Raw genomic sequence first — 23601 nt, forward strand, 5'->3', positions numbered from 1 at the left:
CATGTGTTAGGCCTGCCGCCAGCGTTCAATCTGAGCCATGATCAAACTCTTCAATTTAAGTTTGATGCTCGTGAATTAAACTTCGTAATGAATTACGTATGTTCACTCAGAGACTTGGTATTCATTTTTCGTCTTGCGACGTTAAGAATCCATGTCACTTTGAGTGCCCACACAGATTGTCTGATAAATTGTTAAAGAGCAGTGCCGCTTCGTTTTCGCTGCGGCGCGGGGTGTGCATATTACGCTTTCCCGCTTCAGAGTCAAGCGTTTATTTTGCTTTTCTCTGCTGACCCGGCGGCTTGCGTGCCGTTGTTCCGTGTCAGTGGAGGCGCATTATAGGGAGTTCTTCTGAAGTGACAAGAGGAAATTTAAAAAAAGTTTCTGACCGTGTTTTTTTTCACCAAAAGCGATGAGATCAAGCTACAAATTGTTCTATTTGATGTATCTGCAACCACAATCACACCTGAGATGGCATAATTAGCCGCATCACTATTTAAGGAATAAAAGCGATGCCATTAAGCGCACAACAGCTGGCAGCCCAAAAAAACCTGTCGTATGTGCTGGCAGAGAAACTGGCGCAGCTGATCTTAGCGGGTAAATATGCGCCAGGTAGCATCCTGCCCAGCGAGATGGAACTGGGCGAGCAGTTTGGCGTAAGCCGGACCGCCGTTCGCGAAGCGGTAAAAACATTAACGGCGAAAGGAATGGTGCTTCCACGCCCGCGCATTGGCACCCGCGTTATGCCTCAGGGAAACTGGAACTTTCTCGATCAGGAGTTACTCACCTGGTGGATGACCGAAGATAACTTTAATCAGGTCGTCGATCACTTTCTGGTCATGCGCAGCAGTCTTGAGCCTCAGGCCTGCCTGCTTGCCGCCACGCTCGGTACGGCAGAGCAAAAAGCGCAGCTCAATACGCTTATGGAAGAGATGGTGGATCTGAAAAAGCATTTTAACCGCGAGCGCTGGATAGAGGTCGATATGGCCTGGCATGAACATATCTATAATATGAGCGCCAATCCTTTCCTGACCTCCTTTGCTTCTTTATTCCATTCTGTGTACCACACTTACTTTACCTCTATCACACAGGATGAGGTGGTGAAGCTGGATCTGCATCAGGCGATAGTCGATGCCATCCAGGAGAGCGACGGGCAGCGAGCCCTGAGTGCGTGCCAGGCGTTGCTGGCCGCGCCAACCCACCAGCAGGTAAATAAATGACAGAGAAAAAAGCACGCAGTATGGCCGGATTGCCGTGGATTGCAGCCATGGCGTTCTTTATGCAGGCACTGGATGCCACTATCCTCAATACCGCCCTTCCCGCAATAGCCCAAAGCCTTAACCGCTCCCCGCTGGCGATGCAGTCCGCCATCATCAGTTATACCCTGACGGTGGCGATGCTTATTCCGGTCAGCGGCTGGCTGGCCGATCGTTTCGGTACGCGTAAAGTGTTCATGCTGGCGGTGACGCTGTTCACCCTCGGTTCTCTGGCTTGCGCCCTCTCCACCTCTCTGACGGAACTGGTTATCTTCCGCGTTCTACAGGGAATAGGCGGCGCGATGATGATGCCCGTCGCGCGTCTGGCATTATTGCGCGCCTATCCGCGCAGCGAACTGCTCCCGGTACTCAACTTCGTGACGATGCCGGGGCTGGTCGGCCCGATACTTGGCCCAGTTCTCGGTGGCGTACTGGTGACCTGGGCAAGCTGGCACTGGATCTTCCTGATTAATATTCCGATTGGTGTGGCAGGGCTGATTTATGCCCGCAAATATATGCCGAACTTCACCACGCCAAGACGCAGCTTCGATATGGGCGGCTTCTTCCTGTTTGGCCTGAGCCTGGTTCTGTTCTCCAGCGGGATGGAGCTGTTTGGCGAGAAAATCGTAGCGACATGGCTGGCGCTGGCCGTCATCCTCAGCGGTATTCTGTTGTTCCTTCTATATATACGTCATGCGCGTCGCCATCCGACACCGCTTATCTCTTTATCTCTGTTTAACACCCGAACGTTTTCCGTCGGGATCGCGGGCAACATTGCCTCACGTCTGGGCACGGGCTGCGTACCGTTCCTGATGCCGCTGATGCTCCAGGTCGGTTTCGGCTATCCGGCCCTGATTGCTGGCTGCATGATGGCCCCCACGGCAATGGGCTCGATTCTGGCAAAATCGACGGTCACGCAGGTGCTGCGCTGGTTTGGCTATCGTAAGACGTTGGTTGGCGTGACGGTCTTTATCGGATTGATGATTGCACAGTTCTCCCTGCAATCTGCGGCGTTACCCATCTGGATGCTGATCCTGCCGCTGTTTGTACTTGGGATGGCCATGTCGACGCAATTCACGTCAATGAACACCATCACCCTTGCAGACCTCACCGACGAAAACGCTAGCAGCGGTAACAGCGTACTGGCGGTCACCCAACAGCTGTCGATCAGCCTCGGGGTTGCCGTGAGCGCAGCGGTACTGCGGTTTTATGAAGGGTTTGACGGTACGAATACCGTTGAGCAGTTCCACTATACCTTTATCACTATGGGCGCACTTACCGTGGTATCGGCGGTGGTCTTTATGTTGTTAAAACCAAAAGACGGCCGGAACCTGATTAAAGAGCGTCACAAAGAGAAGGCTAAACCGAACCGCGTTCCATCAGAACAGGAGTAAGCTGCAAACGTTGCTGTTGCAGCGTGGGCTGCGCCATCCGGTGGATCAACACATCAATGGCCAGCTCACCCAGTTCATCTTTCGGCTGATGGATGGTAGTCAGCGGCGGCGTCATGTAGCGCGCAAGTTCGATGTCATCGTAACCGACGATCGCCATGTCGTCCGGAACACGCAGTCCCGCCTGATACAGCGCCTGATAAGCGCCGAATGCCATCGCATCGTTACCGATAAACACCGCCTGCGGGCGTGGCTCTTGCGCCAGCAGTTTCTGCATTGCTTCAAATCCACCGTTAAACTCAAAATCGCCGGTGATGCGATAGCCATCAGGAATGGCAAGCCCCGCCCGTTCCATTGCTGAAAGATAGCCTTCCAGACGCAAGCGCGCCGGGGTTTTGTCCAGCGGGCCGGTAATACAGGCAATGCGGGTATGACCTTTATCGATCAGATGCTGAGTGGCCATATCGCCGCCCAGCAGCGAGTTATCCTGGATCAGATCGCTGGTGCCGTCGAACGGCGCCCAGTCCATCATGACCGTGGGAATAGAAGGGTAGCGCTGAATGATCTCTTTCGAGGGTTGATGCGTTTCGGTACAGAGCAGCAACAGCCCATCGACGCGTTTTTGCATCAGCGTCTCCAGGTTACGGTTCATGCGCTGCTCGTCGCCTTCGGTATTGCACAGCACCAGGCTGTAGCCGCGCTCGAAGCAGCTGCGCTCCACGCCGCGCACCAGTTCAGAATAAAAAGGGTTGGTACTGGCCGTGATCAGCATGCCGATGGTGCGCGTCTGGTTAAGCTTCAGGCTGCGGGCCAGCGCAGACGGCGCATAGTTGAGTTCTTTAATTGCAGCGTCAACTTTCTCCCGAATCGCCTCGCTGACGAAGCGATCGTTATTGATTACGTGGGAGACAGTCGAGGTAGAAACGCCCGCCATACGGGCGACATCTTTCATTGTGGCCAAGCGTTACCCCTGCTGACTTAAGAATTCATCAATCTCTTTACGCCATGGAACAGAAGGCTGAGCGCCTTTACGCGTCACCGCAATCGCGGCGGCGGCATGCGCGAAGCGGATCGCGTCATCCATTGCTTTTCCTTCCAGCAGCGCCGTTACCAGCGCACCGTTAAAGGTATCTCCTGCGGCGATGGTATCAATGGCTTTGACCTTAAAGCCCGGTATACGACGGCCTTCGCCATTGACGCTAGCCCACACCCCACGGCTGCCGAGGGTGATGATGACGGTGCCAATGCCTTTTTCATGCAGTGCAAACGCCGCACGCGCTGCATCGTCATCATTTTCGACACGGATACCCGTCAGCTTTTCCGCTTCGGTTTCGTTCGGGGTGATGATATCCACCAGCGCCAGCAGCTCGTCTGATAATACACGGGCAGGCGCAGGGTTAAGTACGACAGAGGTATGATTTTCATGCGCAATTTTCGCAGCGGCCAGCACGCTTTCCACCGGTGACTCCAGCTGCATCAGCAGGGCTTCCGCTGCGGCGATGATTCCGCGTTGTGCTTCGACGCGTTCAGTCGTTAACGCAGCATTCGCCCCTGCATGAATACCGATGACATTCTCACCTTCCGCATTGACGAAAATCAGCGCCACGCCGGTTGATTCCCCGGCAACCACGCTGACTGGCGCGATGTCGATGTTGTCGCTTGCCAGCTGTTTGCGTACGCGCTCGCCGGTATCGTCATCACCCGTACAGGCGATAAACGCGATATTCGCCCCGCTGCGCCCGGCAGCTACCGCCTGGTTTGCGCCCTTACCGCCGAACGCCACCTGATACTGATTGCCAGTGACGGTTTCGCCCGGAGTGGGGAACGTTTCAAGGTTAAGAATGTGATCGGCATTGATACTGCCAAGGACGACGAGATTGCCTGCGGTTTTCATGTATTGAGGTGTCCATCTGAGAGCGCCACCGGTATTACCCGGTGGCGTATGCCACACTTTTCTTTTATTTGGTGTCCCTCAGGCAGCCAGCGACTGCCTGAATCGCCTTTACTGCTTAATGACCAGTTTCAGGTCAACAGGATATTTGGCCTGAACTTTTTCGCCCTTCAGCACTTTATCGGCAGTTTGCACGCCAGTCGCGCCAATCTGCTCAGGCAACTGAGCGATGGTCGCAGCCAGTTTGCCATCATTTACTGCTTTTTCACCATCCGGCGTGCCGTCAAATCCGACAACCATCACATCTGATTTACCCGCAGTCTGGAGGGCACGCAGCGCACCGAGCGCCATTTCATCGTTCTGGGCAAATACCGCCTGCACATCAGGATGCGCGGTCAGCAGGTTCTGCATAACGTTCAGACCCTTTGTACGGTCGAAGTCTGCCGGCTGGCTCGCCAGCACGTTGAATTTGTGCGCCGCTACAGCCTGCTGGAAGCCTTCACCACGTTCACGGGCCGCGGAAGTCCCGGCGATACCCTGCAATTCGATCACTTTCGCGCCTTCACCGGCTTTCTTCGCGATGTAGTCACCGGCGATTTTACCGCCCAGGACGTTATCAGACGCAATGTGGCTGACCACATCCCCTTTCGTTGCCTGACGGTCCAGGGTGATTACCGGGATCTTCGCCTGGTTTGCCATCTTCACGGCGTTACCGACCGCGTCGGAATCCGTTGGGTTGATCAGCAGAATTTTAGTACCACGAACGGTTAAGTCCTGCACGTTCGCCAGCTCTTTCGCCGGGTTGTTCTGAGAATCCAGCACCACCAGGTTGTAGCCCAGTTTGTCTGCTTCTTTCTGCGCACCATCTTTCAGCGAGACAAAGAACGGGTTGTTCAGAGTAGAGACAACCAGCGCGATGGTGTCTTTCGCCATGGCGTTAGCACTTACGGTTGCGCTCAGCGCGACAGCAGAAACCAGGGTAGCCAGTTTTTTCATGTTCATATCTAAGATGTCCTGTAGTGTCGTCAGTTACTGTTTTTTGTTGTCTACCAGTACCGCCAGCAAAATCACCACTGCCTTAACGATCATCTGGTAATAGGAGGAAACACCTAACAAATTCAAACCATTATTCAGGAAACCGAGGATCAGTGCGCCGATCAATGTCCCAACAATACGACCTTTACCCCCCGCCAGGCTCGTACCGCCCAGAACCACTGCCGCGATGGCATCCAGCTCATAGCCCGTACCCGCCGTTGGCTGTGCGGAAGAGAGACGCGCCACTTCAATGATGCCCGCCAGAGACGCCAGCAGGCCGCACAGGGAGTAAACGATAATTTTGACTTTATTAACGCTGATACCGGACAGACGCGTTGCCGCTTCGTTACCGCCCAGCGCATAGATATAACGGCCCAGACGGGTGTGGTGCAGCATGTACCACGCCGCCAGGAAGACGATAGCCATGATCCAGACCGGGGTCGGAACACCCAGCGGGCGACCGATACCGAACCAGCCAAACAGATCGGCGTTATCGGTAAAACCGGTATTAACCGGGCTGCCGTTGGTGTAGACCATGGTCACCCCGCGCAGCAGCAGCATCATTACCAGCGTAGCGATGAACGCCTGAACGCGGCCTTTCGCCACAATCACGCCGGTTACGGCACCAATTGCCGCCCCAGCCGCCAGCGCAGCGGCAACGGCCACCAGCGCGTTAACTTCAATGCCGACAATCGACGCGGCGATAGCACCAGTAAGGGCCAGCAGGGAACCGACGGACAGATCGATACCCGAAGTCAAAATCACCAGCGTCATCCCCACCGCCATAATGGCGTTGACGGAGGTCTGCTGAAGAATATTGAACAGGTTATTGACGGTAAAAAAGTTCGGACTCATGGTCGAGACAATCGCGATAAGCACCAGCAGGGCAATCAGCGATTTTTGTTCCATCAGCCATGCCTTTGTGAAATAGCGGCGACCAGAAACAGCCTGGGTAGTCATCTTCTTACTCCTGATTCACGCGATTAAGCTTGCCCACAGCGGCAGCCATCAGAACTTCCTGGGTGGCCTGCTCGCGAGTGAATTCACCGCCGAGATGCCCTTCATGCATGACGATAATGCGATCGCTCATGCCTAATACCTCTGGCATCTCGGAAGAGACCAGAATGATGCTCAGACCGTCAGCCTTGAACTGGTTAATCAGCTGATAGATCTCTTTTTTCGCCCCCACGTCCACGCCACGGGTTGGCTCATCGAGGATCAACACTTTCGGGCGCGTCATTAGCCCGCGGGCAATTGCCACTTTCTGCTGATTCCCGCCGGACAACAGGCCAATCGCCTGCTCCATCGACGGGGTTTTGACGTTAAAGAGACGGATAAAATCGCTGACCGCCTGCTGTTCATCTTTGTGTTTCAGGCTGCCGCCGCTGCGGCTGAAATAGCGTAGCGCCGTCAGGGACATGTTCTCTTTCACCGACATGCCCAGCACTAAGCCGTCGCGCTTACGGTCTTCGGAGATATAGACAATGCCGTTCGCCAGGCCATCCTGCGGCGAGCGGGTGACCACTTCATGGCCGTCGAGAGTAACGTAACCGCTGGTGCGCGGCAGTGCGCCGTAGAGCACTTTCATTAGTTCGGTACGCCCCGCGCCCATCAGGCCCGCGACGCCGAGGATCTCGCCCTGGCGCAGGGTAAAGGAGACGTCGTTGACGCCCGGCCCGCAGAGGTTATCCACCTTCAGGCGGATCTCTCCCGGCGCTTTATCCAGACGCGGATACTGGTCTTCGAGTTTACGCCCCACCATCATTTCGATAAGCGAATCTTCGGTCAGGGTGGCCACTTCACGCTCGGCAATAAACTGCCCGTCGCGAAACACGGTGACGTCATCGCAGATCTCGAAGATCTCTTTCATGCGGTGAGAGATATAAACAATGCCGCGCCCCTGGGATTTCAGTTCGCGGATCACGCGGAACAGGGATTCGGTTTCGGTGTCGGTCAGGGCATCGGTCGGTTCATCCATGATGATGACCTTTGACTCAAAGCTCAGCACCTTCGCGATTTCCACCATCTGCTGATCGCCGATAGAGAGGTCGCCCACCAGGCGGTCGCTCTTAAAGCGCAGGTTCAGCTTCGCCAGCAGTTTGTCCGCTTCGGCGTACATGGTTTTCCAGTCGATTTTGCCAAAGCGGTTCACGAACTCACGGCCGAGGAAGATGTTCTCCGCAATGGTGAGCTGCGGGATCAGGTTCAGTTCCTGGTGGATGATGCCGATGCCCGCTTCCAGAGAAGATTTCGGGCCGTTGAAGGTGGTCTCTTTACCCAGCCACAGCAGCGAACCGGCATCGCGTTGATAGATCCCGGTCAGCACTTTCATCATGGTGGATTTGCCCGCGCCGTTCTCGCCCACCAGCGCCATGACGCGCCCGGAATAGACGTTCAGCGCCGCGCCGGAGAGGGCTTTTACGCCCGGGAACGACTTATCGATCCCTTTGAGTTGCAGTAATGCGTCCATGATGGCCTCAGAAGGTGACGCCAGCACAGAGAATGATATTCGCATACGGGGAACACTCCCCGCTGCGAATCACCGCCTGACTGTCTGCGGTTTGTTGTTTGAACTGCTCGTGCGTTGTGTAACGAATTTCTATGGTGTTTCCCTGGTGCTGTTGCAGTTGCTCAATGTGGCTGAGCAACGTTTCGTGGAGTTGCGGATTATGTTGTTTGATTTCCGCCGCGAGAATGGCCGCCTCAACCTGCATCTCCGCAGTGACCACTTCCAGTACCTGCATGAACGAGGGTACGCCCTGCGTTAACGCCATATCGATACGGGTTGTGCTGCGCGGAACTGGTAAGCCTGCATCGCAAACCACCAGCGTATCGGTATGCCCAAGACGGGAAATCACCGATGAGATTTCTGAGTTGAGTACTGTGCCTTTCTTCATTTTTTGCTCCACTAGCGAAACGTTTCGCTAAAAACAGTGTAGCCGCAGAAGTGTTCAGAAAACCATCATGACGTAACGGATTTGTGATCAACGTCGAAACGTTTCGCTAAGTGAAACGTGGAGGTAATTCAGGCGGGTGTGTTGAGGGTTTGGTAGGCCGGGTAAGCGCAGCGTCACCCGGCATTTTCAGAAGGACTTAAATCTCGACCTGCGTCCCCAGCTCAATTACGCGATTCGGCGGGATTTCAAACTGGTCAGGCGCACGCAGGGCGTTACGTTGCAGGATAAGATACAGCTTGCCGCGCAGACGCAGATACCATGGGCGCTTGCCGATGATCAGCGACTCGTGGGACATAAAGAACGACGTCTCCATCATGCGGCAACTCAGACCTTCCAGACCGCAGCGGTGGAATACCTCTTCCACATTCGGGGTTTCGCGCCAGCCGTAGCTTGCCACCACGCGCCAGAAGGTCGGCGATAGCTGTTCAATCTGTACGCGACGCACGTTGTGAACATACGGCGCATCTTCGGTACGCAGCGTCAGCAGGATCACGCGCTCGTGCAGCACTTTGTTGTGCTTGAGGTTATGCATCAGCGCAAACGGGATCACGTTCAGCGCACGAGACATATACACCGCCGTGCCCGGCACGCGCACCGGCGGAGATTTCTCCAGCGAGGCGATCATCGCCTCCAGAGAGTTACCGTGCTCATGCATGCGACGCAGCAGGCGGAAACGTTCGCTCTTCCACGTCGTCATCACGATAAACATCACCAGGCCCAGCGTCAGCGGCAACCAGCCACCGGAGACAATCTTGTCGAGGTTTGCAGAGAACAGCGGCACGTCGATGCAGAGGAAGCCCACCAGGATCAGCCCCACGAGGAACTTATTCCAGTGCCAGTTACGGTACGCCACGGTAGTGGAGAGAATAGAGGTCAACACCATCGTTCCGGTCACCGCAATACCGTACGCCGCCGCCAGGTTACTGGAGTGCTCAAAGCTGACGATAACAATCACCACCGCGAAATAGAGCAGCCAGTTGACGAACGGAATGTAGATCTGGCCAGACTCCATCTCCGAGGTATGGATAATGCGCATTGGGGAGAGATAACCCAAACGCACGGCCTGACGCGTCAGGGAGAAGACGCCGGAAATGACAGCCTGAGAGGCAATGACCGTCGCCAGCGTCGCCAGGATCAGCATCGGAACCAGCGCCCAGTCCGGCGCCAGCAGGAAGAACGGGTTTTTAATCGCTTCAGGGTGCGCAAGCAGCAGCGCGCCCTGACCGAAGTAATTCAGCACCAGTGAAGGCAAGACCACGCTAAACCAGGCGACGCGAATAGGGAGTTTCCCGAAGTGGCCCATATCCGCATACAGCGCTTCAACACCGGTAATGGAAAGCACCACCGCGCCCAGGGCCACAAACGACACCACTTTATATTCAAGGAAGAAATGCACCGCCCACATTGGGTTCAACGCGTGCAGGACATCCGGGTTGGCGATAATGCTGCGTAAGCCCAGCGCCGCCAGGATCAGGAACCAGGCCAGCATAATAGGCGCGAACAGCTTACCCACCAGCCCGGTACCGTGTTTTTGTATAGCAAACAGCAACGTCAGCACGATAATAGCGAGTGGCACCACCCACGTATCAAGCTGTGGCGCGACAATCTCCAGCCCCTCTATGGCTGACATCACCGAAATCGCTGGCGTAATCACCACTTCCCCATAGAAGAAGCTGCCGCCAATCAGGCCAATGATGACCAGCACGGAGGTCATTCTTGCAGACGTATTGCGCCCGGCAAGGGACATCAGGGTCAGAATACCGCCCTCGCCCGCGTTATCAGCCCGCATAACGAAAGAGAGATACTTAAGGGAGACCACCAGGATCAGCAGCCAGAAGATGAGCGAGAGAAAACCAAAGACGGCGTCACGCTCTACACCAAAACCAAACTGACCGGACAGACATTCACGAAGCGTATAAAGCGGGCTGGTGCCGATATCACCGTAGACAACCCCGATCGCCGCAAGCGTTACTGCGGGTAATGATTGCTTATTATCAGTGCTCATAGACTAGTCTTTTCGTTTGAATAACAAATGTGTGCTTAGTCCCTTGGCCCACAAAAAGCGCACAGTATGCACGATTCAATGCAAAATCGTACCCCTAAATGCAGCCGCATTAATGTAGCGCAAAGAAAATAGCGCCGCACTTCAGCCTATTACCAGGCCAGACCGAAACGTCTATACTCGCTTCAATTAGCCGCCACGACGGCGAAAGGATGCAAAACTATTATGGCTCACTCACATTTATTAGCAGAAAGAATTTCCCGCCTCAGCAGCGCGCTGGAGAAAGGCCTTTACGAGCGTAGCCACGCCATTCGCCTCTGTTTACTGGCGGCGCTGAGCGGGGAAAGCGTGTTTCTGCTTGGCCCACCGGGCATTGCCAAAAGTCTGATCGCACGCCGCCTCAAATTCGCTTTCCAGAACGCGCGCGCATTTGAGTATTTGATGACGCGCTTCTCCACGCCGGAAGAAGTGTTCGGCCCGCTCTCCATTCAGGCGTTAAAAGATGAGGGACGCTATGAACGTCTGACGGCGGGCTATCTCCCGGAAGCGGAAATCGTCTTTCTTGATGAGATCTGGAAAGCTGGCCCGGCCATTCTGAATACCCTGCTGACGGCAATTAACGAACGCCGCTTCCGCAACGGCGCCAGCGAAGAGAAGATCCCCATGCGCCTGCTGGTGGCCGCGTCAAACGAACTGCCCGAAGCCGACAGCAGCCTGGAAGCGCTGTATGACCGTATGCTGATCCGCCTGTGGCTGGATAAAGTCCAGGATAAATCAAACTTCCGCTCCATGCTGGTGAGCCAGCAGGACGAAAACGAAAACCCGGTGGCAGCGTCATTACAGGTCACGGACGAGGAATACCACCAGTGGCAGGAGGAGATCGGCAAGATAAAACTGCCCGATGCCGTTTTTGAGCTGATCTTCATGCTGCGCCAGCAGCTTGATTTACTGCCTTCTGCGCCGTATGTCTCTGACCGTCGCTGGAAAAAAGCCATTCGCCTGCTCCAGGCAAGCGCCCTGTTCAGCGGCCGCGATGCTGTCGCCCCTGTCGATCTGATCCTGCTGAAAGACTGTCTGTGGCACGACGCAGAAGGGATGAATCTGATGCAGCAGCAGCTGGACGTTTTGATGACCGGACACGCGTGGGGCCAGCAATCTATGCTTAATCAACTGGGTGCGATTGCCCAACGTCGCCTTCAGCTCCAGCAGCAGCAAAGTGACAAAACCGCGCTGAAAGTGAACCGTCTTGGCGGGATGTTTGCCCGTAAACCGCACTATGAACTGCCAGCCGAGCTGACTGACGCCTCGCTCACGCTTCTTCTTCAGCAGCCGCTGAAGCTTCATGATATGCAGGTGGTGCACGTGACGATCGAACGCGTTGCGCTGGTTCAGTGGCTGGATAAGGGCGGCGAGATCCGCGGTAAACTCAACGGTATTGGCTTTGCACAGCCGCTGTCGATGGAAGTCGACAGCAGCCAGCACCTTGTGATCCGCGACGTCAGCCTTCAGGGATCGCGCCTGGCGCTGCCGGGCACCGCCTCCGAGAGTCTTCCGGAGGAGATCAAACAGCAGCTCGAAGCGCTGGATAACGAATGGCATCAGCAGCACACGCGCTTCAGCGAGCAGCAGAAATGCCTCTTTATCCATAGCGACTGGTTAGGTCGTATTGAAGCCAGCTTGCAGGATGTCAGCGCGCAGATCAAACAGGCGCGTCAATGCTAACGCTGGACACGCTTAACGTCATGCTGGCGGTTAGCGAGGAAGGATTGATCGAGGAGGTTGTCATTACCCTTCTTGCGTCACCGCAGCTGGCGGCTTTCTTTGAAAAATTCCCGAAGCTCAGAAAGGCAATGACGGACGATCTGCCCCACTGGCGCAATAACCTGCGACAGCGGTTTAAGGAGACGGAAGTCCCGCCGGAACTGACAGAGGAAGTGGCTGGTTACCAGCAGTGCCAGCGGCTTTCAACGCCGCAGTTTATTGCTCAGCTTCAGCAAACCCTGACGCTGCTTGATAACGTTCACTCCCCGTTTGCCAGCCAGGCCAGAGCGCTGGTCACGGACAATCCCAGCTTCACTCCCGCCCTGCATACCCTGTTTTTACAGCGCTGGCGACTGAGTCTTGTGGTCCAGGCCACGGCCCTTAATCAGCAGTTGCTGGATGAAGAGCGCGAACAGTTGCTCAGTGAAGTCCAGGAGCGAATGACCCTGAGCGGCCAGTTAGAACAGGTGCTGGTGGAAAATGAAAACGCCGCCGGTCGACTCTGGGACATGAGTGCCGGTCAGTTAAAACGTGGCGATTATCAACTGATTGTGAAGTACGGCGACTTTCTGGCACAACAGTCGGAGCTGATGAAGCTCGCAGAACAGCTTGGCCGGTCCCGGGAGGCCCGGTCGGTCCCAAAGAAAGATGCGCCGATGGAAACCTTCCGTACGCTGGTACGCGAACCCTCCACCGTGCCGGAGCAGGTGGACGGGTTACAGCAAAGCGATGACATCCTGCGCCTGCTGCCTACGGAACTCAGCACGCTGGGAATGACCGAACTGGAGTATGAGTTTTATCGTCGGCTGGTGGAAAAGCAGCTTCTTACCTACCGGCTGCACGGTGAAGCCTGGCGCGAGAAGATCAGCCAGCGCCCGGTGGTGCATCAGGATTTTGACGAGCAACCGCGCGGGCCTTTTATTGTTTGCGTCGATACGTCCGGATCGATGGGGGGGTTTAATGAACAGTGTGCAAAAGCGTTCTGCCTGGCCCTGATGCGCGTGGCGCTCGCCGATCGTCGTCGCTGCTACATCATGCTCTTTTCCAGCGAAGTGGTGGGGTATGAACTGACCAGCCCACAGGGTCTGGAGCAGGCGATCCGCTTTTTAAGCCAGCGTTTTCGCGGCGGCACCGATCTGGCCAGCTGTTTTCGCAGCATCATTGAGCGTATGCAGGGCGGTGACTGGTACGACGCCGACGCGGTGGTGATTTCCGATTTTATTGCCCAGCGGCTGCCGGATGACGTCGTGAGTAAGGTGAAGGAGTTACAGCGGGTACATCAGCACCGTTTCCATGCCGTTGCGATGTCCGCACATGGAAAACCCGGCATCATGCGCATTTTCGATCACATCTGGCGCTTTGATACCGGGTTGCGTAGCCGCCTGCTCAGACGCTGGCGGCGTTAATTAAAGAAGAGTACCGACGCTTTCACGTACCTGCTGCGGCCAGACACCACACTGCACCTGACCGATATGGGACAGTTGCAGCAGCAGCATGGTCAGACGGGACTGGCCGATACCACCGCCGATGGTTTGCGGCATCTCACCGCGCAGCAGCGCCTGGTGCCACTCCAGTTGCAGACGATCTTCATCCCCGGTCACCGCCAGCTGACGCTTCAGGGCTTCAGCATCCACGCGGATCCCCATCGAAGAGAGTTCAAACGCATCTTCGAGAACCGGGTTCCAGACCAGAATATCGCCGTTCAGACCGGCATATTCGCTTTCACCCACGGTGCTCCAGTCATCATAATCCGGCGCACGGACGTCGTGACGTTTACCATCAGACAATTTTCCGCCAATGCCGATCAGGAATACCGCGCCCAGCTCTTTGGCGATCGCCCGCTCGCGGCCTTTGGCATCCAGATCCGGGAAACGGCTCAGCAGTTCCTGGCTGTGAACAAAGTGGATCGTTTCCGGCAGGAACGGTGCCAGACCAAACTCTTTGCTCACGGCCGCTTCGGTTGCTTTGATCCCCGCGTAGATCGCCTCTACGGTGGATTTCAGCGTACCGACGTGACGCTCACCATCACCCATTACGCGTTCCCAGTCCCACTGATCAACGTAAACAGAGTGAATTGGGGAGAGACGGTCTTCATCAGGGCGAAGGGCTTTCATGTGCGTGTAAAGCCCTTCGCCCGCGCTGAAGTCGTGTTGTCCCAGGGTTTGACGCTTCCACTTCGCCAGGGAATGAACCACTTCGAACTGGGCGTCTGGCAGTGTTTTCACTTTTACCTGTACCGCTTTTTCGCAACCAGACAAGTTATCCTGCGTCCCGTCACCCACGCGGCTCAGAATCGGCGCCTGAACTTCAATAAGGCCAAGCTTCTCTTCCAGCTGGCGAGAAAAATGGGATTTTACGAAACTGATCTGGCGTTGTTTTGCGATGTAAGCGGTTTTCATTATTTATACTCCTGCATCCTGTTGATAATGATTAAGCAACAGAACCGGGGTCTAATTCAATAACCCATCAACAAAAAGCCGCCTTCACTTTTGATTCGTTAAAATAAGGCGCTAGAATAGACGTATTCATTAATCTTCATAAGAAAAACCTATGGAAAATTATCAGATCGACAATCTGGACCGCGGCATCCTGGAAGCGCTAATGGCTAATGCGCGCACCGCCTATGCCGAACTGGCGAAACAATTTGGCGTCAGCCCGGGGACCATTCACGTTCGCGTAGAGAAAATGAAGCAGGCCGGGATCATCACCGGCGCACGCATTGATGTCAGCCCGAAGCAACTCGGCTACGACGTCTGCTGCTTCATTGGCATTATTCTGAAAAGCGCCAAAGATTATCCCTCCGCGCTGGAGAAACTGAACGCGCTGGATGAAGTCACCGAGGCGTACTACACCACCGGGCACTACAGCATCTTTATAAAGGTGATGTGCCGATCCATCGATGCCCTCCAGCAGGTACTTATCAACAAGATCCAAACAATCGATGAAATTCAGTCCACCGAAACCCTGATCTCCCTGCAAAACCCGATCATGCGTACCATCCGCCCGTGATCGGGCAATTTCATTCCCACATTTTCCACAGGTAGATCCCAGCTCGTTCACAGCGTACAATGGCCGCCTCTTTACCTGAGCGAGCGATCAATGGCGGACATTACCCTTATCAGCGGCAGCACCCTGGGCGGTGCGGAATATGTAGCGGAACATCTGGCTGAGAAGCTGGAAGATGCGGGCTTTTCTACACAAACGCTGCACGGACCGCTGCTGGAAGATCTCCCGACTGACGGGGTCTGGCTGCTGATCACCTCCACGCACGGCGCGGGCGATCTGCCGGATAACCTGCAACCTTTATATGACGAACTGCTGGAACAGCAGCCCGACCTGTCAAACGTCCGGTTTGGCGCTGTGGGGATCGGCAGCCGTGAATATGACACGTTCTGTGGCGCAATAGAGAAAGTAGACGCTGCGGTAACCGCCTGCGGAGCAAAACAGCTGGGTGAAACGCTGAAGATCAACATCCTCGATCATGATATTCCGGAAGATCCAGCCGAGATCTGGCTCGCGGAATGGAAAAATTTACTCAAAAACGATTAAAGATCGTGCGATCAGATGTGGATAACTCTGGTTAAAAGCTCGTATTAAGCCGTAGTTATCCAAAGAATAACGTTGGCTTAGTTTTTGACCTGTGGATAAAGGGGCGATCTGATCCCAGCTTATACGGTCCAGGATCACCGATCATTCACAGCAAACGATCCTTCCTAACTGCATGATCTTATTTATGGGATCGGACTTATCCACAAAGGTCTGCGATCCTAATAAGAGATCACAATAGAACAGATCTCTAAATAAAAAGATCTTCTTTTTAATAGCCCAAGATCCCAATGCTTTCTCGAAAGACTAAAGTTGAGTAGAATCCACGGCCCGGGCTTCAATCCATTTTCATACCGCTTTACGCGAGGCAGACCACCATGTTTTATCAGGATCCTTTTGACGTCATCATCATTGGCGGGGGTCACGCAGGCACTGAGGCCGCAATGGCCGCAGCGCGAATGGGTCAGCAGACCCTGCTTTTGACACACAATATCGACACGCTGGGACAAATGTCCTGTAATCCGGCGATTGGCGGCATTGGGAAAGGACACCTGGTAAAAGAAGTGGATGCACTTGGCGGCCTGATGGCGAAAGCGATCGATCATGCCGGTATTCAGTTTAGGATACTAAACGCGAGTAAAGGTCCGGCTGTTCGCGCCACCCGTGCACAGGCAGACCGCGTGCTGTACCGCCAGGCTGTACGTACTGCGCTGGAGAACCAGCCGAACCTGATGATCTTCCAGCAGGCAGTTGAAGATCTTATCGTGGAGAACGATCGTGTTGTCGGCGCCGTGACCCAGATGGGTCTGAAGTTCCGTGCAAAAGCGGTGGTGCTGACCGTCGGGACATTCCTGGACGGTAAGATCCATATTGGTCTGGACAACTACAGCGGTGGCCGTGCTGGCGATCCGCCGTCAATTCCTCTGTCCCGCCGTCTGCGTGAGTTGCCGCTGCGCGTAAGCCGCCTGAAAACCGGTACACCACCGCGTATTGATGCGCGCACCATTGATTTCAGCGTACTGGCACAGCAGCATGGCGATAACCCGATGCCGGTGTTCTCGTTCATGGGCAATGCGGCGCAACATCCGCAGCAGGTGCCGTGCTACATCACGCACACCAATGAAAAAACCCATGACGTGATCCGCAATAACCTCGATCGCAGCCCAATGTATGCTGGCGTGATCGAAGGGATCGGCCCGCGCTACTGCCCGTCGATCGAAGACAAAGTCATGCGCTTTGCCGATCGTAACCAGCACCAGATCTTCCTCGAACCGGAAGGGCTGACCTCTAACGAAATTTACCCGAACGGCATCTCCACCAGCCTGCCGTTCGACGTGCAGATGCAGATTGTGCGTTCAATGCAGGGGATGGAAAACGCGAAGATCGTTCGTCCTGGCTACGCTATTGAGTACGATTTCTTCGATCCGCGTGACCTGAAGCCGACGCTGGAAAGCAAATTCATCCAGGGTCTGTTCTTCGCAGGCCAGATTAACGGCACCACCGGGTACGAAGAAGCTGCCGCGCAAGGGCTGCTGGCCGGTCTGAACGCTGCTCGCTTCTCTGCCGAGAAAGAGGGCTGGGCACCGGCGCGTTCTCAGGCTTACCTGGGCGTTCTGGTCGACGATCTCTGCACGCTGGGGACCAAAGAACCGTACCGCATGTTTACTTCTCGTGCGGAATATCGCCTGATGCTGCGCGAAGACAACGCCGATCTGCGTCTGACCGAAATCGGTCGCGAGCTGGGTCTGGTGGATGACGACCGTTGGGCGCGCTTCAACGAGAAGCTCGAGCGTATCGAACAGGAACGTCAGCGCCTGAAAACCACCTGGGTGAACCCGCAGGCGGATACTGCTGCTGAAGTGAACGCTCACTTAACAGCACCGCTTTCGCGCGAAGCCAGTGGCGAAGATCTGCTGCGCCGTCCTGAAGTCACCTACGAAAATCTGGTCAAACTGACCGCGTTCGCACCGGGCCTTGAAGACGCGGAAGCGGCTGAGCAGGTCGAAATTCAGGTGAAATACGAAGGTTACATTGCGCGTCAGCAGGATGAGATCGAAAAACAGCAGCGCAACGAAAATACGCTGCTGCCGGAAATGCTGGACTATCGTCAGGTGACGGGCCTTTCCAACGAAGTGATCGCTAAGCTGAACGATCACAAACCTGTGTCGATTGGCCAGGCCTCACGTATCTCCGGCGTCACACCTGCCGCGATTTCGATTCTGCTGGTGTGGCTGAAAAAGCAGGGCATGCTGCGCCGCAGCGCGTAATGCTCTGAAAATTGCCCGGTGGCGCTGCGCTTACCGGGCCTACTGAACCCGTAGGGCGGGTTAGCGAAGCGCCACCCGCCACTTAAGTTTCTCAACAGGTATTCACCGTGCTCAATAAACTCTCTCGTCTGCTGGATCAGGCAGGTATTTCGCTCACCGATCACCAGAAAAACCAGCTGGTGGCCTATGTCGATATGCTGAACAAATGGAATAAAGCGTACAACCTGACGTCTGTGCGCGACCCCAACGAGATGCTGGTACGCCATATTCTCGATAGCATCGTGGTGGCACCGTATCTGAACGGTGAACGGTTTATCGACGTGGGCACTGGCCCGGGCTTGCCGGGCGTTCCGTTGTCAATTGTTCGACCAGAGAGTCATTTCACCCTGCTGGACAGCCTGGGCAAGCGTGTACGCTTTTTACGCCAGGTTCAGCATGAGCTGAAGCTGGAAAACATCACGCCCGTGCAGAGCAGGGTAGAGGAGTTCCCGGCAGAGCCACCGTTTGACGGCGTGATCAGCCGCGCGTTTGCCTCACTCAATGACATGGTGAGCTGGTGCAAACACCTGCCAGCAGAGAAAGGACGGTTTTATGCGCTGAAAGGGCAACTTCCGGGAGACGAAATCGAGCAGCTTCCCGACGGTTTTGCTGTCGAATCCATTGAGAAACTCCAGATCCCTCAGCTCGAGGGTGAGCGACATCTGGTGATAATTAAGCCAAACTCTTTTTAAAAAATTAATAAAAAATGTGGAATTTGTGCTGTTCTGATCGTGTTAAAAAGCAGCACATCCACGCTGATTTGGCCGTTGTAAATTTAACCTTGTTGTTACCATGGATTTTCTTGCGGTTAACCTGAGGTGATTCATTCACCATGAAGATAATCAACAATGAAAATATCAGCCTGCTAAAAGTGGGCTGAAGCAACCAGAATGCAATGTTAAATATTTATTAAGAATGTCAATAAAAGGTTTTTGTTGTATACAGGGCTGTTTTAAAAATAGTTGCGATTTTTTGGCTTTAAATTCATGAAGATGAAATAAAACGTTTTACGTCTTTGATAAATACAACTTTATCGCAAATGTGCATTTTGTGATCTCGTGCACGCTTTATCGCCAACGTTTTCGCGCTGTTTGCAGTTTCGCCTGAAGGTCAACGCTTTGGTCAAAAGTTGAAAAATAGCGCTGGGGAAAAATATTTAAACATTTATTCACCTTTTCGCTACTTAATGTTTGAAATCACGGGTACGCACCGTATAATTTGACCGCTTTTTGATGCTTGACTCTGAGCCTTAAAGGACGTTTTATACGACACGCGGCATACCTCGAAGGGAGCAGGAGTAAAAACGTGATGTCTGTGTCGCTCTTGAGTAGAAACGTTGCTCGTAAGCTTCTGTTCATTCAGTTTCTGGCTGTGATAGCAAGTGGACTGCTGTTTAGCCTCAAAGACCCCTTCTGGGGCATCTCCGCCGCGTGCGGAGGTTTGGCGGTGGTTCTGCCAAACGTGTTGTTTATGATTTTTGCCTGGCGTCATCAGGCGCATACACCCGCCAAAGGCCGCGTGGCCTGGTCCTTCGCTCTCGGCGAAGTGTGTAAGGTGTTGCTGACCTTTGCTCTACTGGTGATGGCGCTGGCGGTTTTGAAAGTGGTATTCATGCCGCTGATAGCAACGTGGGTTTTGGTGCTGGTGGTACAAGTTCTGGCTCCAGCTGTAATCAATAACAAAGGGTAAAAGGCATCATGGCTTCAGAAAATATGACGCCGCAGGATTACATAGGTCACCATCTGAATAACCTTCAGCTGGACCTGCGTACATTCTCGCTGGTGGATCCACATAACCCCCCGGCCACCTTCTGGACGATCAACATCGACTCCATGTTCTTCTCGGTGGTTTTGGGTCTTCTGTTCCTGGCCATGTTCCGCAGCGTTGCTAAAAAGGCGACCAGCGGTGTTCCAGGGAAATTCCAGACGTTCATCGAGATGATCATCGGCTTCGTCCATGGCAGCGTGAAAGACATGTACCATGGTAAGAGCAAGCTGATTGCGCCGCTGGCCCTGACCGTGTTCGTTTGGGTCTTCCTGATGAACCTGATGGACCTTCTGCCTATCGATTTCTTACCTTGGATCGGTGAGCACGTACTTGGCCTGCCTGCACTGCGCGTGGTTCCGTCTGCCGACGTGAACATCACCCTGTCGATGGCGCTGGGCGTATTTATCCTCATTCTGTTCTACAGCATCAAAATGAAAGGCGTAAGCGGCTTTGTGAAAGAGCTTACCTTGCAGCCGTTCAACCACTGGGCGTTTATTCCGGTCAACCTGATCCTGGAAGGCGTTAGCCTGCTGTCGAAACCTGTTTCACTGGGTCTGCGACTGTTCGGCAACATGTATGCGGGTGAGCTGATTTTCATTCTGATCGCGGGTCTTCTGCCGTGGTGGTCACAGTGGATTCTGAATGTGCCATGGGCCATTTTCCACATCCTGATCATTACGCTGCAAGCCTTTATCTTCATGGTTCTGACGATCGTCTATCTGTCGATGGCGTCTGAAGAGCACTGATTTTTTACCAACACTACTACGTTTTAATTGAAACAAACTGGAGACTGTCATGGAAAACCTGAATATGGATCTGCTGTACATGGCTGCCGCTGTGATGATGGGTCTGGCGGCTATCGGTGCTGCGATCGGTATCGGCATCCTCGGAGGTAAATTCCTGGAAGGCGCAGCGCGTCAACCTGATCTGATTCCTCTGCTGCGTACTCAGTTCTTTATCGTTATGGGTCTGGTGGATGCAATCCCAATGATCGCTGTAGGTCTGGGTCTGTACGTGATGTTTGCTGTCGCGTAGTAGTTGTTTTAAAACCCCAAGCCACAGAAATTTAAGAGGTATTGTGCTGTGAACATGAACGCAACAATCCTCGGCCAGGCCATCGCGTTTATTCTCTTTGTCTGGTTCTGCATGAAGTATGTATGGCCGCCTTTAATGGCTGCCATCGAAAAACGTCAGAAAGAAATTGCTGACGGTCTGGCTTCCGCAGAACGCGCTAAGAAAGATTTGGACCTTGCACAGGCCAACGCGACAGACCAGCTGAAAAAAGCGAAAGCTGAAGCTCAGGTAATCATTGAACAGGCTAACAAACGCCGTTCTCAGATCCTGGACGAAGCCAAAGCTGAAGCAGAACAGGAACGTACTAAGATCGTGACACAGGCTCAGGCTGAAATTGAAGCTGAGCGTAAACGTGCTCGTGAAGAACTGCGTAAGCAGGTTGCGATTCTGGCTGTTGCTGGCGCCGAGAAGATCATCGAACGTTCCGTGGATGAAGCTGCTAACAGCGACATCGTGGACAAACTTGTCGCTGAACTGTAAGGAGGGAGGGGCTGATGTCTGAATTTGTTACGGTAGCTCGCCCCTACGCCAAAGCAGCTTTTGACTTTGCTGTCGAACACCAAAATGTCGATCGCTGGCAGAACATGCTGGCGTTTGCCGCTGAGGTGACGAAAAACGAACAAATGGCTGAGTTGCTTTCCGGTGCGTTAGCGCCTGAAACCCTCGCCGCGTCGTTTATCGCCGTGTGCGGAGAGCAACTGGATGCCAACGGCCAGAACCTGATTAAGGTGATGGCAGAAAATGGTCGTCTCCGTGTGCTCCCGGATGTTCTCGAGCAGTTTGAGCACTTACGTGCCCTCAGTGAAGCCACTGCCGAAGTCGAAGTGACTTCCGCGACTGAACTGAGTGACGAACAGCTTGCGAAAATCACCGCCGCGATGGAAAAACGTCTGTCACGCAAAGTTAAGCTGAATTGCAAAATCGATAAGTCTGTAATGGCAGGCGTAATCATCCGCTCGGGTGATATGGTCATTGATGGCAGCGTACGCGGCCGTCTTGAGCGCCTTGCAGACGTCTTGCAGTCTTAAGGGGACTGGAGCATGCAACTGAATTCCACCGAAATCAGCGAACTGATCAAGCAGCGCATTGCTCAGTTCAGTGTTGTGAGTGAAGCTCACAACGAAGGTACTATTGTTTCTGTAAGTGACGGTGTTATCCGCATCCACGGCCTGGCCGATTGTATGCAGGGTGAGATGATTTCCCTGCCGGGTAACCGTTACGCTATCGCACTGAACCTGGAGCGCGACTCCGTAGGTGCCGTTGTGATGGGTCCATACGCTGACCTCGCCGAAGGCATGAAGGTTAAGTGTACGGGTCGTATTCTGGAAGTGCCGGTTGGCCGTGGCCTGCTGGGTCGCGTTGTTAACACCCTGGGTGCGCCAATCGACGGTAAAGGTCCGGTTGAGCACGATGGCTTCTCCCCAATCGAAGTTATCGCACCAGGCGTTATCGACCGTCAGTCCGTTGATCAGCCCGTACAGACGGGTTATAAGTCCGTTGACGCCATGATCCCAATCGGTCGTGGTCAGCGTGAACTGATCATCGGTGACCGTCAGACCGGTAAAACCGCGATGGCAATCGACGCCATCATCAACCAGCGTGATTCCGGCATCAAATGTGTGTACGTGGCTATCGGCCAGAAAGCGTCCACCATTTCCAACGTGGTTCGTAAACTGGAAGAGCACGGCGCACTGTCTAACACCATCGTTGTGGTAGCAACCGCGTCTGAATCTGCTGCACTGCAATACCTGGCACCATACGCCGGTTGCGCAATGGGCGAATACTTCCGTGACCGCGGTGAAGATGCGCTGATCGTATACGATGACCTGTCTAAACAGGCCGTTGCTTATCGTCAGGTTTCCCTGCTGCTCCGTCGTCCACCAGGACGTGAAGCATTCCCGGGCGACGTATTCTACCTCCACTCTCGTCTGCTGGAGCGTGCTTCCCGCGTTAACGCGGAATATGTCGAGAACTTCACCAAAGGTGAAGTGAAGGGTAAAACAGGTTCTCTGACCGCTCTGCCGATCATTGAAACCCAGGCGGGTGACGTTTCTGCGTTCGTTCCGACCAACGTAATCTCCATTACCGATGGTCAGATCTTCCTGGAAACCAACCTGTTTAACTCCGGTATTCGTCCGGCGGTTAACCCGGGTATCTCCGTATCCCGTGTGGGTGGTGCTGCTCAGACCAAGATCATCAAGAAACTGTCCGGTGGTATCCGTACCGCGCTGGCACAGTATCGTGAACTGGCTGCGTTCTCTCAGTTCGCATCCGATCTGGACGAAGCAACCCGTAAACAGCTGAGCCACGGTCAGAAAGTGACCGAGCTGCTGAAGCAGAAACAGTACGCGCCAATGTCTGTTGCTCAGCAGGGTCTGGTACTGTTCGCGGCTGAACGCGGTTACCTCGAAGATGTGGAACTGGCGAAAATCGGTAGCTTCGAAGCCGCTCTGCTGGCTTACGTCGACCGTGATCACGCTCCGCTGATGCAAGAGATCAACCAGACCGGTGGCTATAACGACGAAATCGAAGGCAAGCTGAAAGCTATCCTCGATTCCTTCAAAGCAACCCAATCCTGGTAATCGTCCGGCGGCTTGTCTCAGGACAAGCCGTCTGGC

22 protein-coding genes are annotated in these 23601 nt (G+C 54.3%); 14 read left to right on the forward strand and 8 right to left on the reverse strand.

Annotated features, from left to right (window positions below; translation table 11 throughout):
* The first annotated feature begins 509 nt into the window (after positions 1 to 509).
* The gene (locus ACOTX7_RS15100) at positions 510 to 1217 is read left to right on the forward strand and encodes a FadR/GntR family transcriptional regulator (protein WP_006808737.1); all 708 of its coding nucleotides are present in this window, start codon (positions 510 to 512) and stop codon (positions 1215 to 1217) included.
* Complete coding sequence (gene mdtD / locus ACOTX7_RS15105) at positions 1214 to 2647, forward strand: multidrug transporter subunit MdtD (protein ID WP_063452027.1); 1434 nt, start codon at positions 1214 to 1216, stop codon at positions 2645 to 2647. The genes ACOTX7_RS15100 and mdtD overlap by 4 nt, the downstream gene beginning before the upstream one ends.
* Here mdtD and rbsR read toward each other — a convergent pair.
* The 7 genes from rbsR to kup all read right to left on the reverse strand — a co-directional run bounded on the left by rbsR (position 2613) and on the right by kup (position 10532).
* Complete coding sequence (gene rbsR, locus ACOTX7_RS15110) at positions 2613 to 3605, reverse strand: ribose operon transcriptional repressor RbsR (protein WP_003862402.1); 993 nt, start codon at positions 3603 to 3605, stop codon at positions 2613 to 2615. The genes mdtD and rbsR overlap by 35 nt on opposite strands.
* A gap of 3 nt (positions 3606 to 3608) precedes the next feature.
* On the reverse strand, positions 3609 to 4538 hold the full coding sequence (gene rbsK / locus ACOTX7_RS15115) for a ribokinase (RefSeq protein WP_221256687.1): 930 nt from the start codon (positions 4536 to 4538) through the stop codon (positions 3609 to 3611).
* A 108-nt stretch (positions 4539 to 4646) separates the two neighbouring features.
* On the reverse strand, positions 4647 to 5537 hold the full coding sequence (gene rbsB / locus ACOTX7_RS15120) for a ribose ABC transporter substrate-binding protein RbsB (protein WP_003862397.1): 891 nt from the start codon (positions 5535 to 5537) through the stop codon (positions 4647 to 4649).
* Positions 5538 to 5564: 27 nt separating this feature from the next.
* Positions 5565 to 6530: a ribose ABC transporter permease gene (rbsC, locus tag ACOTX7_RS15125; protein ID WP_006808742.1), complete on the reverse strand. Its 966-nt coding sequence runs from the start codon at positions 6528 to 6530 to the stop codon at positions 5565 to 5567.
* Positions 6531 to 6534: 4 nt separating this feature from the next.
* Positions 6535 to 8040, reverse strand: a complete 1506-nt coding sequence (gene rbsA / locus ACOTX7_RS15130) for a ribose ABC transporter ATP-binding protein RbsA (RefSeq protein ID WP_221256690.1) — start codon at positions 8038 to 8040, stop codon at positions 6535 to 6537.
* Positions 8041 to 8047: 7 nt separating this feature from the next.
* Positions 8048 to 8467, reverse strand: a complete 420-nt coding sequence (gene rbsD / locus ACOTX7_RS15135) for a D-ribose pyranase (protein ID WP_003862392.1) — start codon at positions 8465 to 8467, stop codon at positions 8048 to 8050.
* Positions 8468 to 8663: 196 nt separating this feature from the next.
* On the reverse strand, positions 8664 to 10532 hold the full coding sequence (gene kup, locus ACOTX7_RS15140) for a low affinity potassium transporter Kup (protein ID WP_006808744.1): 1869 nt from the start codon (positions 10530 to 10532) through the stop codon (positions 8664 to 8666).
* A gap of 222 nt (positions 10533 to 10754) precedes the next feature.
* Here kup and ravA point away from each other — a divergent pair, with 222 nt between their 5' ends.
* Both ravA and viaA read left to right on the forward strand, forming a co-directional pair.
* Complete coding sequence (gene ravA / locus ACOTX7_RS15145; protein ID WP_047354902.1) at positions 10755 to 12251, forward strand: ATPase RavA; 1497 nt, start codon at positions 10755 to 10757, stop codon at positions 12249 to 12251.
* Positions 12245 to 13696, forward strand: a complete 1452-nt coding sequence (gene viaA / locus ACOTX7_RS15150; protein WP_221256691.1) for an ATPase RavA stimulator ViaA — start codon at positions 12245 to 12247, stop codon at positions 13694 to 13696. Before ravA ends, viaA begins: the two co-directional genes overlap by 7 nt.
* Here viaA and asnA read toward each other — a convergent pair whose 3' ends face one another.
* A complete protein-coding gene (asnA, locus tag ACOTX7_RS15155) occupies positions 13697 to 14689 on the reverse strand; it encodes an aspartate--ammonia ligase (RefSeq protein ID WP_221256692.1) in 993 nt (330 codons plus the stop codon).
* Between the two features lie 151 nt (positions 14690 to 14840).
* Here asnA and asnC point away from each other — a divergent pair, with 151 nt between their 5' ends.
* From asnC to atpA, 10 genes are all read left to right on the forward strand, one after another.
* Positions 14841 to 15299 carry a transcriptional regulator AsnC gene (asnC, locus tag ACOTX7_RS15160; RefSeq protein ID WP_003862383.1) on the forward strand — a complete coding sequence of 153 codons (459 nt, stop codon included), beginning with the start codon at positions 14841 to 14843 and terminating at the stop codon, positions 15297 to 15299.
* Between the two features lie 90 nt (positions 15300 to 15389).
* Positions 15390 to 15839, forward strand: coding sequence for an FMN-binding protein MioC (gene mioC / locus ACOTX7_RS15165; RefSeq protein ID WP_006808747.1), 450 nt, complete (start codon positions 15390 to 15392; stop codon positions 15837 to 15839).
* A gap of 374 nt (positions 15840 to 16213) precedes the next feature.
* Positions 16214 to 18103: a tRNA uridine-5-carboxymethylaminomethyl(34) synthesis enzyme MnmG gene (gene mnmG / locus ACOTX7_RS15170; protein WP_006808748.1), complete on the forward strand. Its 1890-nt coding sequence runs from the start codon at positions 16214 to 16216 to the stop codon at positions 18101 to 18103.
* A 107-nt stretch (positions 18104 to 18210) separates the two neighbouring features.
* Positions 18211 to 18834, forward strand: a complete 624-nt coding sequence (gene rsmG / locus ACOTX7_RS15175) for a 16S rRNA (guanine(527)-N(7))-methyltransferase RsmG (protein WP_006808749.1) — start codon at positions 18211 to 18213, stop codon at positions 18832 to 18834.
* A 616-nt stretch (positions 18835 to 19450) separates the two neighbouring features.
* A complete protein-coding gene (gene atpI / locus ACOTX7_RS15180) occupies positions 19451 to 19831 on the forward strand; it encodes a F0F1 ATP synthase subunit I (RefSeq protein ID WP_003862375.1) in 381 nt (126 codons plus the stop codon).
* Positions 19832 to 19839: 8 nt separating this feature from the next.
* Positions 19840 to 20655, forward strand: a complete 816-nt coding sequence (atpB, locus tag ACOTX7_RS15185) for a F0F1 ATP synthase subunit A (RefSeq protein WP_003862373.1) — start codon at positions 19840 to 19842, stop codon at positions 20653 to 20655.
* Positions 20656 to 20704: 49 nt separating this feature from the next.
* Positions 20705 to 20944 carry a F0F1 ATP synthase subunit C gene (atpE, locus tag ACOTX7_RS15190; RefSeq protein WP_000429386.1) on the forward strand — a complete coding sequence of 80 codons (240 nt, stop codon included), beginning with the start codon at positions 20705 to 20707 and terminating at the stop codon, positions 20942 to 20944.
* Positions 20945 to 20992: 48 nt separating this feature from the next.
* On the forward strand, positions 20993 to 21463 hold the full coding sequence (gene atpF, locus ACOTX7_RS15195) for a F0F1 ATP synthase subunit B (RefSeq protein ID WP_003862370.1): 471 nt from the start codon (positions 20993 to 20995) through the stop codon (positions 21461 to 21463).
* A gap of 14 nt (positions 21464 to 21477) precedes the next feature.
* Positions 21478 to 22011 (forward strand): F0F1 ATP synthase subunit delta, encoded by a 534-nt coding sequence (gene atpH / locus ACOTX7_RS15200; RefSeq protein WP_003862369.1) that lies wholly within the window; start codon positions 21478 to 21480, stop codon positions 22009 to 22011.
* Between the two features lie 12 nt (positions 22012 to 22023).
* Complete coding sequence (atpA, locus tag ACOTX7_RS15205) at positions 22024 to 23565, forward strand: F0F1 ATP synthase subunit alpha (protein ID WP_006808751.1); 1542 nt, start codon at positions 22024 to 22026, stop codon at positions 23563 to 23565.
* The last annotated feature ends 36 nt before the right edge of the window (positions 23566 to 23601 follow it).

The sequence above is a fragment of the Enterobacter cloacae complex sp. IR5418 genome (assembly GCF_049238105.1).
Lineage (GTDB): Bacteria > Pseudomonadota > Gammaproteobacteria > Enterobacterales > Enterobacteriaceae > Enterobacter > Enterobacter hormaechei.

What these genes read in the sequence shown, in the direction of transcription:
- atpB (WP_003862373.1), top strand. Translation starts at nt 19,840, where the DNA reads ATGGCTTCAGAAAATATGACGCCGCAGGATTACATAGGTCACCATCTG.
- kup (WP_006808744.1), bottom strand. Translation starts at nt 10,532, where the DNA reads ATGAGCACTGATAATAAGCAATCATTACCCGCAGTAACGCTTGCGGCG.
- mnmG (WP_006808748.1), top strand. Translation starts at nt 16,214, where the DNA reads ATGTTTTATCAGGATCCTTTTGACGTCATCATCATTGGCGGGGGTCAC.
- ACOTX7_RS15100 (WP_006808737.1), top strand. Translation starts at nt 510, where the DNA reads ATGCCATTAAGCGCACAACAGCTGGCAGCCCAAAAAAACCTGTCGTAT.
- rbsC (WP_006808742.1), bottom strand. Translation starts at nt 6,530, where the DNA reads ATGACTACCCAGGCTGTTTCTGGTCGCCGCTATTTCACAAAGGCATGG.
- rbsD (WP_003862392.1), bottom strand. Translation starts at nt 8,467, where the DNA reads ATGAAGAAAGGCACAGTACTCAACTCAGAAATCTCATCGGTGATTTCC.
- rbsA (WP_221256690.1), bottom strand. Translation starts at nt 8,040, where the DNA reads ATGGACGCATTACTGCAACTCAAAGGGATCGATAAGTCGTTCCCGGGC.
- mioC (WP_006808747.1), top strand. Translation starts at nt 15,390, where the DNA reads ATGGCGGACATTACCCTTATCAGCGGCAGCACCCTGGGCGGTGCGGAA.
- atpA (WP_006808751.1), top strand. Translation starts at nt 22,024, where the DNA reads ATGCAACTGAATTCCACCGAAATCAGCGAACTGATCAAGCAGCGCATT.
- asnA (WP_221256692.1), bottom strand. Translation starts at nt 14,689, where the DNA reads ATGAAAACCGCTTACATCGCAAAACAACGCCAGATCAGTTTCGTAAAA.
- mdtD (WP_063452027.1), top strand. Translation starts at nt 1,214, where the DNA reads ATGACAGAGAAAAAAGCACGCAGTATGGCCGGATTGCCGTGGATTGCA.
- atpI (WP_003862375.1), top strand. Translation starts at nt 19,451, where the DNA reads ATGTCTGTGTCGCTCTTGAGTAGAAACGTTGCTCGTAAGCTTCTGTTC.
- atpH (WP_003862369.1), top strand. Translation starts at nt 21,478, where the DNA reads ATGTCTGAATTTGTTACGGTAGCTCGCCCCTACGCCAAAGCAGCTTTT.
- viaA (WP_221256691.1), top strand. Translation starts at nt 12,245, where the DNA reads ATGCTAACGCTGGACACGCTTAACGTCATGCTGGCGGTTAGCGAGGAA.
- ravA (WP_047354902.1), top strand. Translation starts at nt 10,755, where the DNA reads ATGGCTCACTCACATTTATTAGCAGAAAGAATTTCCCGCCTCAGCAGC.
- atpE (WP_000429386.1), top strand. Translation starts at nt 20,705, where the DNA reads ATGGAAAACCTGAATATGGATCTGCTGTACATGGCTGCCGCTGTGATG.
- rbsB (WP_003862397.1), bottom strand. Translation starts at nt 5,537, where the DNA reads ATGAACATGAAAAAACTGGCTACCCTGGTTTCTGCTGTCGCGCTGAGC.
- rbsK (WP_221256687.1), bottom strand. Translation starts at nt 4,538, where the DNA reads ATGAAAACCGCAGGCAATCTCGTCGTCCTTGGCAGTATCAATGCCGAT.
- asnC (WP_003862383.1), top strand. Translation starts at nt 14,841, where the DNA reads ATGGAAAATTATCAGATCGACAATCTGGACCGCGGCATCCTGGAAGCG.